Origin of the sequence: Pseudoalteromonas sp. Isolate6 (assembly GCF_022398435.1) — a bacterium.
GTDB lineage: Bacteria > Pseudomonadota > Gammaproteobacteria > Enterobacterales > Alteromonadaceae > Pseudoalteromonas > Pseudoalteromonas galatheae.
Window position 1 is genome coordinate 1 of sequence record NZ_JAKEVK010000302.1, and the last position, 3,754, is coordinate 3,754.

A 3,754-nucleotide genomic window follows, 5' to 3' on the forward strand; every position below is an offset into this window, starting at 1 on the left:
ACCAAACTAAATCTACACCTACCTTTAAAATCGTCGACAGCATCATATATATATAAGATACATGTATTAAATAAATTAGCAATTTGAATCATAGAAATAGCTTTAGTAGCTAGGCAAAAATTTTGCTATTTAGTTGTTCTAAATGAGAAATTTTTAACGACGCTAATATGTTATTATTTCACCCTTCAAATTGATTGGAGACTTAGTGCAATTGGTATTATATATCGGCTTAGGATTTGAGGATTGAGTGTGATGTCGGGGCGACGTTTTCTTGGTTCGCTCTTTTTCGTCGTTTAAAAAGAATGAACGAGGAGCGCATGGATGCGCTTTGATATTAAACATGGAGGTTTATGTTACTAACGGCTGATAACTCGAAATGTATTGTAAAGTCAGCCCGTCCTCCTGACCGATTTCGACGCCCATCCATGGGCTACGACTACCTTTTCTTTGCTTGCCCAAAGAAAAGGTAGCAAAAGAAAAGGCACTCCCAACACCACACTGACTCCTCAAGTAAATTACCAATATGAACGTCACCGCTGTGTAAGGGCCATCCTTGGCCCTGTCACCGCTTTTCACGCATCCATGCGTTGAAATGACTCATTGGCAATTTACTTTCGGGTGTGATGAGGGAGACACAAGGCGCTGATAAATTCTTGTGGTGCTTGCAAACTACTTAGCTACTTTTAAGAGAAAAACTAGAACTCGCAGTCAATACTAATCCCTTTACCGCAACCGAAAAACATACTTCTCGGCGGGTGAACCGCCTCCCACAAAACTATTTACACTGTGAGCTTGGAGGCTACGCTGATAGTTTTTGCAATGCTTTAAAGCAGCTTAACCGTAAAAATCGTAGACAATCTCACAAGCAACTTATTCCCCCCTCCATCACACCCGAAAAGCATAAGCCGATATGCAATGTGCCGACAGGATGTCGGGGCGACGCTTTCTTGGTTCGCTCTTTTTCGTCGTTTAAAAAGAATGAACGAGGAGCGCATGGATGCGCTTTGATATTAAACATGGAGGTTTATGTTGCTAACGGCTGATAACTCGAAATGTATCGTAAAGTCAGCCCGTCCTCCTGACCGATTTCGACGCCCATAGGCTAAGACTTACTTTTCTTTGATGCCTAAAGAAAAGACCCCCTCATCACTCGAAAAACATACTTCTCGGCGGGTGAACCGCCTCCCACAACGCTATATTATATATCGACTTGGATTTGAGGATTCGGTGTGATTTCGGGGAGGCGTTTTCAAAACCATCCGTTACACCAAAAGATAACCATTCGAATACTGAATAAAAAAATGGGTTAAAAATGCTTGTCTTTTATGTAACAATAGCGCGCAAATAAAAACCAATCGCAGCACACTAGGAAGTAGTACCGCGTATTGGTGGAACAGCTTTAACCAACAACAGTGGACATAAAAAATGCAAACAAGGATTGTGGTGTATGGTACTAACCATCCTGTACATGTCGTCGATTTTGAACTCACGACCTGTATCAATAGCGGCTTTTTACTCAAAGCGAACCTAGAATCCCAATTTGACCTGGCTGATGAATTACTTGTCGGCAATATGCTCACGTTTGAAATTGAGTCACCAGATGCAATATCAACGTATTTCACTGGGACTTTATTTGATATCCAATCTGGTTTTGTGTCTGAGCACACCTGTGGTGCAGAGGTAATCTTAAAGCCTCGCCTTGAGTTACTTAAGCAAACAGAAAAAAGCCAAATCTTTGTACAAGCCAATGTCCAGTCTGTCCTCAATAAGTTGATACAAAAAGCCGGCTATTCACAAGACCGGATAAAATGGCGAGTCACTAAAGACTTACCCACGCTACCGCAGTGTGTACAAGCGCTAGAAAACGACTACACCTTTTTCACCCGACTCTTAGCAAAGTACGGCTTAATCTATTGGTTTGAATGCCATGATTTTATTGAGTCGATAGTGATTGCCGAGGGGAACCTTGCAAGCCCCTATATTGAGCGAGGCTTGCTATCGGTGACAGATAAAGATGGTCTGGTTCACGAGCATAAAACCGGCTTTGTCGGGTTTACGCAGTGCCAAAGTCGCCATCGCTTTAGAATGGGTGGCTCCCAAGTGCATGTAAATGCCCATCCGCCTACCTCCGTCAGCTCGGCGCAGCGCAGCTATTTTGAACCTGCGGCACACAATCCCGCTGAGCAATTTGAGCGCACCGGCAATCTCGAGCTTGCCTATCAACAAGGTAAAAATGAAGTCACGCTGGTAGGAAACGTAGCCGAAGCCAATGCCGGTTATTCGTTTTCGTTAAATGGTAAATTGGGCACAGCGAAAGGTGGCGATTATACCTGTATTCGCAGTAAACAGGTGTATAAGCAAGGCAGTGCCAATGACCCCAAGCAAGTTGCATATCATAGCGAGTCGGTGTGTGTACCTCGGGGTGAGCCAATACGTATCGCGCCCCCAGAGCATAGTCCCAAGCCGATGGTGTTTACCGCCACGGTACGTTCATTGTCGGGGTCAAAGGCCAATCCTCATCTAGATACCCAAGGGCAATATGCCACGCAAGTACATTTTGATAGTCAAGTCACTGAATCAGTAAAGCGCCTCACACAATATGCCTGTCGCGGCCAAAAGCAACCGACAGGGTTACACTTTCCGCTCCTGCCAGACAGTAATGTGCTCATCGGTTGTATGAACAACGACCCTGACCAAAGTTATATTTTAGGCTTTGCCCTTAACGACACCCAACCGTCGGTTGTTACCAGCGCCAATAACGCCCAAAACGTGCTGTGCTCTCGCGGCCAAAACCTATTGATGTTTGATGACACTCTAAATACCCCGCATATTGTGCTGCAAACCTTAGCGAGTAATCAGTACTTAGTGTTACATGGGGATAAAAAGCAGCCTTATATTCACTGGCTTGCACAACTTGGTGCGATGAATATTTTTGCAGCCAAAGACATACAACTTGGCAGTGTAAAAAGTGCAATTCGACTACTCACCAATAAAACCTTTATTGCCAGCGCCAAACAACAACTGGCACTGGAGAGTAAAAAGTCGGTGATTATTGATGCCGCAACCAACCTAGACGTCACCGCCAATCAAATTGACGTCAGCGCCAAACAAAATATCACCCTTAAGGCGGGTCGCAGCCATCGCAGTGTTATCCAAAGTGATATCAACCTCAAGGCAGACAACAACCTTACCATCACCGCCCCGGCGGGAAGTCAAATCATTCAAAGTCAAGGCAATATCACAGTAAAAGGCAGTGGCTCTGGCAACCTCACCCTTGCCAATGGCGGCAGTGAAATCAGCATTGACTCAAGTGGTAACGTCAACATCTTTGCAGACAAGTTACTGACCTTAAAAGGCAAAGCCATGACCGTGTTTGACGGCAGCATGGAGCAAGATATTGGCAGCAAACAAAGCGCCACGATGCCGAGTGTTCCGCAAATTCAAGCGCTGTCTGAGAATGCTCGACTCTCACTGGCCGCCGATGGCATTGCCACCATGGCGAGCAGTACCATTGAGTTGTCTTATACCTATCAAGATGGCAGCCCAATTATGGGCGCACCTTATACCATTCGATTTGCAAACGGCACAGAGCTGACTGGTAACTTAGACGACAGCGGTAAAGCAAAAATTGAGAATGCCCCACCCGGTCAATACACCGTGCAATATGGTGAGGACAAACGCGATTACCTACCAGAAGATAATCGCCCTAAAAACCCTCTGTATGGACAAATCACCCCAGCGCGAGCGGCTGAAA

1 protein-coding gene is annotated in these 3,754 nt (G+C 45.3%); it reads left to right on the forward strand.

The features are described 5' to 3' along the window. Nucleotides 1-1,425: 1,425 nt before the first annotated feature. The coding region (locus L1D50_RS22080) for a contractile injection system protein, VgrG/Pvc8 family (protein WP_275660248.1) at nucleotides 1,426-3,754 on the forward strand (2,329 nt) is incomplete at its 3' end.